A 7,530-nucleotide genomic window follows, 5' to 3' on the forward strand; every position below is an offset into this window, starting at 1 on the left:
CAGCGGGCCCGGCAGCCAGCCGGGTGCCACCAGCGAGGCGGCGCCGCCCGGTGCGAGTCTGCGGGCGAGTTCGGCGGGGGCGGGCCGGGCGGCGGGGTCCTTGGCGAGGCAGGTGGCCACCAGCTCCCGCAGCTCGCCCTCCAGGTCCCCGAGTTCGGGCTCCTCGTGCACCACCTTGTAGAGGAGGACGGCGGAGGAGTCGCCGGGGAAGGGCGCGGTGCCGGTCGCCGCGTAGGCGAGGACCGCGCCGAGCGAGAAGACGTCGGCCGCGCCGGAGATGTCCAGGCCACGGATCTGTTCCGGTGCCATGTAGCCGGGGGAGCCGACGGAGACGCCGGTGGAGGTGAGGGAGACGGTGGCGCCGAGGGCCCGGGCGATGCCGAAGTCGATCAGCCGGGGGCCGTCGAGGGCGAGCAGGACGTTGGACGGCTTCACGTCCCGGTGGATGAGGCGCTGCGCGTGTACGGCGTCGAGGGCCTCGCCGAGCCCGGCCCCCAGGGTCCGCACCGCGTACTCGGGCAGCGGGCCGTGGCGGGTGACCGCGTCGGAGAGCGAGGGCCCGGCCACGTAACCGGTCGCCACCCACGGCACGGCCGCGTCGGGGTCGGCGTCCAGGACCGGGGCCGTCCACTGCGCGCCGAGGCTCCGCGCCGCGTCCACCTCACGCCGGAACCTCGCGCGGAACTGCTCGTCGAGGGCGAAGTGGGGGTGCACCACCTTGACCGCGACCGTACGTCCGCCCGCGCTGCGGCCCAGGTACACGCGGCCCATCCCGCCGGCACCGAGCCTGCCGAGCAGCCGGTAGGCGCCGATGATGTGCGGTTCGCCGGCTTCCAGCGGCTGCATGCGGTCTCCCCCTGTGGTCCCCGGGACTCGGACGGCAGCCTAAGGGGCCCAGGACGCACGGTCACACGGACTCCTTCCCCGATTTCACCCCTATGGGCATGAAGGAGAGATTTCGCCACCCGGAAAGGCGCGAATACGTCGTTCGCCGTGCCGGAGGGGTCCACCGGGGGAAACCGGAAGGTGTCCCGGCGGACCTCCGCTATTCGCCGCGTGTTCACGGAAGAGGGCCCGTCGGCGGAGCTCCGGGCATTCGCGCCCTTTCACGGGAAGGGAATGCCGGAGCCACCCGCAGGGGGAATGGACGGCCGGGCACGGAGGACCCGAGAAAGTACAGGATTCACCTTTCCCCGCCCATTCCCGTACGCCGGCGAGGTCAGCCGCCGAGCAGTTCGACCTTCACGTCCGCCGGGAAGCCGGTCGTCGGGCCGGTGCGCCGGGCGAACTCGTGCACGCCCGCCAGCTGGTCCGGGCCGAAGCGGAAGTCCAGGGTGGTGAAGTAGCGCTCCAGCACCTCGGCGTCGAAGGCCTCCCAGCGGGCCGCCTGCTCGGCCACCTTGGCGACCTCCTCCAGCGAGACGTCGCGGGAGGCCAGGAACGCCTCGTGCACCTTCTCCACGTAGGAGGGGTGCGAGGCCAGGTAGTCCTTGCGTGCCGCCCAGACCGCGAAGACGAACGGGAGGCCCGTCCACTCCTTCCACATCCGGCCCAGGTCGTGGACCTGGAGCCCGAGCCGGGGCGCGTCGTGCAGGTTCGCGCGCAGCGCGGCGTCGCCGATGAGGACGGCCGCGTCGGCCTCCTGCATCATCAGGCCGAGGTCCGGCGGGCAGGTGTAGTAGTCGGGGGCGACGCCGTAGCGCTCGGCCAGCAGCAGCTGGGCCAGCCGTACGGAGGTGCGCGAGGTCGAGCCGAGGGCCACCCGGGCCCCGTCCAGCTGCTCCAGGGGGAGCTGGGACACGATCACGCACGACATGACGGGGCCGTCGCAGCCGACGGCGATGTCGGGGAGGGCGACCAGTTCGTCGGCGTTGCGGAGGAACTCGACCAGGGTGACGGGACCGATGTCCAGGTCCCCCCTGATCAGCTGCTCGCTGAGCCTTTCCGGGGTGTCCTTCGAGAGCTCCAGGTCGAGCAGGGTTCCGGTCCGTGCCAGGCCCCAGTAGAGGGGGAGGCAGTTCAGGAACTGGATGTGGCCGACGCGCGGCCTGCTGCGACGGTCGTCGCCTTCTACGGGAGAGACGGTTGAATTGTCCACATCGTGAGGCTAGACCCGCCCCCGCCGGGCGGCACCAGCGGGGCTGCGGGCCGGGCCCGCCGGGACGGCCGGGCCGCTCCGCGGGGGCCTTGTCCATCAGCTCTCCGGGAGCCCGATCAAACATCCGAGTGAAGTGATCTTTCCCTCTACCGCTTCCCGTGGAGTGCGTGCTAGGCTCGCCGCAAGTTGCAGTTTGGTTTCCCTTGCAGTACAGAGCCTGCGGAGCATGTAACCCGCAGGCTTTTGTAGTTTTCAGACTTGTTTGCAGGTTCTGGAGCAGGGCAACCCTTTGGCCCAAGGAGGGCTTATGGCTACCGGAACCGTCAAGTGGTTCAACGCTGAAAAGGGCTTCGGCTTCATCGCCCAGGACGGCGGCGGCCCGGATGTCTTCGTCCACTACTCCGCGATCAACGCGTCCGGGTTCCGCTCCCTCGAGGAGAACCAGGTCGTGAACTTCGACGTCACTCAGGGCCCCAAGGGTCCGCAGGCTGAGAACGTCACCCCGGCCTAGTTGCCCGGGTCGGCCGATCGCGGCCGAGTGAGCAGTACCCAAGGAGTCCCGCTCCCCCGCTCCGGCGGAGGAACGGGGCTCCTGCCTTTTTCGCGGCCCCGCCCTCCGCCCCGGCGGCCCCGCCGGTCACGCCTCTGGCGTCCCGTCCGCCACATCGCCGTACGCCCGGCACACGCTTCGCCGTACGCCTTGCACGCCCCTTCGCTCCCAGCCATTGTCGAGGGCCTGTGCAGAGCCGTCGCCCGATGCTGACGAGTCCGCCCGTCACAAGGCAGACTGTTGAGCGCGATACCAGCGGTACGGGCAGGCGGGATCAGCGGCACCGGCGGGGCGAGCAGGACAGGGGGCATCATGGACCGCGACAACGGACCCGGCGTGCGCGTTCCGGAGCAACGCGCTCCGCGGGAACGGGCGGCCGGCACCGAACTGCGCTTCACCGTGCTCGGCCCCGTACGCGCCTGGCGCGGCAGCGAGGGTCTGCCGGCCGGCTCCCCGCAGCAGCGGGCCCTGCTGGCCGCGCTGCTCCTGCGCGACGGCCGCACGGCGACCGCCGCCGAGCTCATCGACGCCCTCTGGGGCGACGACCCGCCCTCCCAGGCGCTGGCCACGGTACGCACGTACGCGTCCCGGCTCCGCAAGATCCTCGGCCAGGACACCCTGGTCAGCGAGTCCGGAGGCTACGCCGTCCGCATCCCTCGCGAGACCCTCGACCTGACGCTCGCCCAGGACCTCGCCGCCGAGGCGGACAAGGCGCGCGGGAGCGGCGACCGCCCCCAGGCCCGCACCCTGATCAACAAGCTGCTCGGCCTGTGGGACGGCGAGGCGCTGGCCTCCCTCCCCGGCCCGTACGCGGAGAACCAGCGCACCAGCCTGGAGGAATGGCGCCTCCAGCTCACCGAGACCCGCCTGGACCTGGACCTGGAGCTCGGCTGCCACGCGGAGGCGGTCTCCGAACTGACCGCGCTCACCGCGGCGCACCCCCTGCGCGAGCGGCTGCGCGAGCTGCTGATGGTCGCCCTCTACCGCAGCGGCCGGCAGGCCGAGGCCCTCGCGGTGTACGCCGACACCCGCCGCCTGCTCGCCGAGGAACTGGGCGTCGATCCGCGTCCCGAACTCGCCCAGCTCCAGCAGCGGATCCTCCGGGCCGACGAGGAGCTGGCCCGCCCGGTCGACGAGCCGGCGCCCGTCTCCGTCCCGGCCCGCCCGGCGCAGCTCCCGGCCACCGTCCCGGACTTCACGGGCCGCGCGGCGTTCGTACGCGAGCTGGGTGACCGGCTCGTGGCCCCGGAGGGCTCGGTCATGGCCGTCTCCGCGCTCGCCGGCATCGGCGGCGTGGGCAAGACGACCCTCGCCGTGCACGTCGCCCATCAGGCGCGCCGGCACTTCCCGGACGGGCAGCTGTACATCGACCTCCAGGGTGCGGGTGCCAGGGCCGCCGAACCCGAGACCGTCCTCGGCGCGTTCCTGCGCGCCCTGGGCACCGCGGACTCCGCGATCCCGGACTCTCTGGACGAGCGGGCGGCCCTCTATCGCTCCACCCTCGACGGCCGCCGCATCCTGATCGTGCTGGACAACGCCCATGACGCGGCCCAGATCCGGCCCCTGCTCCCCGGCACGGAAGGCTGTGCGGCGCTGGTCACCAGCCGCGTCCGCATGGTCGACCTGGCCGGCGCGCACCTCGTGGACCTGGACGTGATGTCGCCCGAGGAGGCGCTCCAGCTCTTCACCCGCATCGTCGGCGGTGAACGCGTCCGCTCGGAGCGCGAGGCGGCCCTGGACGTGGTGGCCGCGTGCGGCTTCCTGCCGCTGGCCATCCGTATCGCCGCCTCCCGGCTGGCCGCCCGCCGCACCTGGACGGTGTCGGTGCTGGCCGCGAAGCTGGCGGACGAACGCCGCCGCCTCGACGAGCTCCAGGCCGGCGACCTCGCCGTGAAGGCCACCTTCGAGCTCGGCTACGGCCAGCTGGAGCCGGCCCAGGCCCGCGCCTTCCGCCTCCTGGGCCTGGCGGACGGCCCGGACATCTCCCTCGCGGCGGCAGCCGCCCTGCTGAACCTGGACCTGCACACGGCGGAGGACCTCCTGGAGTCCCTGGTCGACACCAGCCTCCTGGAGTCGGCGGCCCCGGGCCGCTACCGCTACCACGACCTGGTGCGCCTCTACGCGCGTGCATGCGCCGAACGCGACGAACAGCCGCCGGTGGGACGGGAGCTGGCCCTGTCGCGGCTGCTGGACTTCTACCTGGCGACGGCGGCGGGGGTCTACGCGCTGGAGCGGCCGGGGGACCGGCTGGTGGACCACCTCGAACCCACGGAGTACCCGGGCCTGTCGTTCGGGAGCCGGCACTCCGCCCTGGACTGGCTGTACACCGAGGCGACCAACCTGCTCGCGTGCGTGCGCCAGTCGGTTCACCCGGCCACCCTGGCCCGCGCGGTCGACCTCCTCTACGCCGCACTCGACCTGGGCGAGTCGGGTGCCAACTCGAAGCAGTACGAGGCGGTGGCCGTGGCCGTCAGGGAGGCCGTCAGGGCCTGCGGTGACCCACGGGCGGAGGGCCGTGCCGTCATGTCACTGGCCAACGTGCACCAGTTGGCCGGCCGGTTCGACCACGCGGACCGTGAGGCCCAGGAAGCCCTGCGGCTCGCGGGCACCGTCGATGACCCGCTGCCGGCCTGCTGGGCGTCCAACGCCCGGGGCATCATCGCGCTGTACCAGAACCGTCACGCGGACGGTGAGACGTTCCTGAACCAGGCGATCGAGGCGTTCCGGAGTGACGGGAACCGCCCCGGTGAAGCCAGCGCCTTGTGCAATCTCTCGCGCATCCACCTCGCGACGGGGCGGACGGACAGCGCCATCGACCTGGCGACGGCGGGCATAGAGATCTACGACTCCCTCGGTCACGCGCTGCGCGGCGCCAACGGCCGTTACGCCCTGGGCATGGCGCTCACCCAGAGCGGAAAGCCGGCAGCGGCGGCGGAACAGCTCAACGAAGCCCTCGCGATCTTCCGCGACAGCCGGCAGCGGCTGTGGGAGGGCATGTCCTTGTTCCGGCTCGCCGAGGTCGACCTCGTTTCGGGGCATCCTGCCCAGGCCGCCCAGTTCGCCGAGCTGGCACTCACGGTCCTGCGGGGCATCGGTGGCGAATGGCGCCGGGGAAACGTGCTGACCGTCCTGGGCCGGGCGCTCTCCGGAATCGGGCAGACCGGTCGTGCCCAGGTCTGCTGGTCGGAGGCGCTCACGATCTACGAGGAACTCGCCTCCCCGGAAGCGGAAGAGGTCCGGTCCTTGCTCTCGCCCGCGGCCGCCGCCTGAGAACCGCCGGGGAGCCGCCGGGGAGCCGCCCGAAAAACAGGGCGTTCATCGTTCGTTTATCGCCCCCCTGCATGCTCATGCCTGTCGATCCGTCGCGTCGGGGGGCAGACGGGGGCGACAGCGGCCGTGCCACTAAGGTGAGCGGCCCCGAGAGGCCCGTCCGGCAGTCCACGGGGGAACAGCCGGACGGGCCTCGCAAACCCATCGTGCAGTGCAGAGAGGGAGTTGACCATCATGGCCGACGCCAGCAAGCAGAACCCGATCTTCAAGCCGGCCGACCAGCACGCCACCGGTGAGCCGGAGATGCCGATCACCACGCAGGACCAGCACGCGACGGGTGAAGAGATCACGACTCTCGACCAGCACGCCACGTCCGAACCGCTCAAGTAGACCTTCACTCCGCGGGGGAGCGGGGACGGGGGACGGGGGAGCGGCCGCGGCGGCGCGGAGGGGAAGCCGTCGCGGCCGCTGCATGTCCGCGGTCCCGCGGGCGCGGTCACCTCCCGGTCACAACGCCCTGACCAGCACCTCCGGCCGGCACAGCTTCCGCATGTCGTCCTCGTCCGGGGTGAGGACCGCGACCCGGCCCCGCTGCCGCCCCGCGATGACCGCGAGCGCCGCGTCGGTGGCGTACTTGTGGCCGTGCAGGCCGGTCCCGCTCAGCAGGGCGATCGCCTCGTCCGCCACGTCCTTGGTCACCGGCTCCACGACGATGCGGGACATGGCCCAGTTCCACTCGGCGCGCCGGATCCTGCCGTGGTACGCCTCGATGAGGGTCATGGAGCTGGTCACCACGCGCGTTCCCGCCTGATGGGCCTTGGAGAGAATCCCCGTCATGGCGCGCTCGCGGGTCACGGCCCGCGACAGGGCCTCGCAGCCCAGTACGAAGCACAGTTCAGGCATCATGCGGCGGCCGTCCCTCCGGGCGCCCCGGACTCTCGCTCCTCGAACCACCGCTCGATCTCGCGGAGTTCCGCCGAAGCAGCCGCCTGCTCCTCCTCGGTGAGCGGTCCGTCCTTCTCCTGCATCCACGCCACGAGCTCCCCCAGCCGGTCATGCTCCCGCTGACGCTCTATGGCATGCGTGACATACGCGCTGAACGCACCGGGCCCCACCTCGCTACGGATCTCCTCCGCGAGTTCCTCGGGCAGCGTGACCGTGTATTTCTTGGTTGCCATACCGGGCATCATACCCAACAGGCTCAGCAGCGCGGTTCCGCCGTGACCTGGCAGCGCTTCACGCGGGAGACCGAGCGTGAGCTGCCCATGAACCCGTCATGCCCCTGTCATGATTTCGTCGTCGTCTCCGATGGCAGGGGGGATCGGCCGGGCGTAGCGTCGAGCGCGGGGAGCGGTGCGCACAGCCGTGCGCCATGGCCCGGGAGGCTGTCGATGATCCGCAATGTCCTCGGCTCCGTCGTCGCACTCGTGGGAGCGGCGGCGGCCGTGCAGAGCCCCTTCCACAGCTGGTTCGACGGCCGTTCCGGCCGGGACTACCGCGTCCAGGACCTGTTCGACGGCATCAGCGGCGTCCCGTCCTCCGTGCTGGGGTCGGTCCTGCTGCCCTTCCTGTTCGCCGCGCTGGTGACCCTCGTGGGCATCGTGCTCCGCTC

7 protein-coding genes and 1 pseudogene are annotated in these 7,530 nt (G+C 71.8%); 4 read left to right on the forward strand and 4 right to left on the reverse strand.

Going from position 1 to position 7,530, the window contains the following annotated elements; genetic code table 11:
* A partial coding sequence (locus tag VN520_RS12040) for a serine/threonine-protein kinase (RefSeq protein ID WP_325746877.1) occupies positions 1-846 on the reverse strand: 846 nt, incomplete at its 3' end.
* A 373-nt stretch (positions 847-1,219) separates the two neighbouring features.
* Positions 1,220-2,098 (reverse strand): menaquinone biosynthesis protein, encoded by an 879-nt coding sequence (locus VN520_RS12045; protein ID WP_325746878.1) that lies wholly within the window; start codon positions 2,096-2,098, stop codon positions 1,220-1,222.
* Between the two features lie 307 nt (positions 2,099-2,405).
* On the opposite strand from VN520_RS12045, the gene VN520_RS12050 reads away from it, so the two are divergent.
* From VN520_RS12050 to VN520_RS12060, 3 genes are all read left to right on the forward strand, one after another.
* Complete coding sequence (locus tag VN520_RS12050) at positions 2,406-2,609, forward strand: cold-shock protein (RefSeq protein ID WP_003967102.1); 204 nt, start codon at positions 2,406-2,408, stop codon at positions 2,607-2,609.
* A gap of 351 nt (positions 2,610-2,960) precedes the next feature.
* A complete protein-coding gene (locus VN520_RS12055) occupies positions 2,961-5,918 on the forward strand; it encodes an AfsR/SARP family transcriptional regulator (protein WP_325746881.1) in 2,958 nt (985 codons plus the stop codon).
* Between the two features lie 234 nt (positions 5,919-6,152).
* Complete coding sequence (locus VN520_RS12060) at positions 6,153-6,308, forward strand: hypothetical protein (protein WP_325746879.1); 156 nt, start codon at positions 6,153-6,155, stop codon at positions 6,306-6,308.
* Between the two features lie 117 nt (positions 6,309-6,425).
* Here VN520_RS12060 and VN520_RS12065 read toward each other — a convergent pair whose 3' ends face one another.
* Both VN520_RS12065 and VN520_RS12070 read right to left on the reverse strand, forming a co-directional pair.
* Positions 6,426-6,821, reverse strand: a complete 396-nt coding sequence (locus VN520_RS12065) for a PIN domain-containing protein (RefSeq protein WP_325746882.1) — start codon at positions 6,819-6,821, stop codon at positions 6,426-6,428.
* Entirely contained in the window at positions 6,821-7,096 is a 276-nt protein-coding gene (locus VN520_RS12070) for a hypothetical protein (protein WP_325746880.1), read from the reverse strand. The genes VN520_RS12065 and VN520_RS12070 overlap by 1 nt, the downstream gene beginning before the upstream one ends.
* A 213-nt stretch (positions 7,097-7,309) precedes the next feature.
* On the opposite strand from VN520_RS12070, the pseudogene VN520_RS12075 reads away from it, so the two are divergent.
* A pseudogene (locus VN520_RS12075) lies at positions 7,310-7,530 on the forward strand (hypothetical protein); the annotation flags it as partial.

The organism is Streptomyces sp. (assembly GCF_035563135.1).
GTDB lineage: Bacteria > Actinomycetota > Actinomycetes > Streptomycetales > Streptomycetaceae > Streptomyces.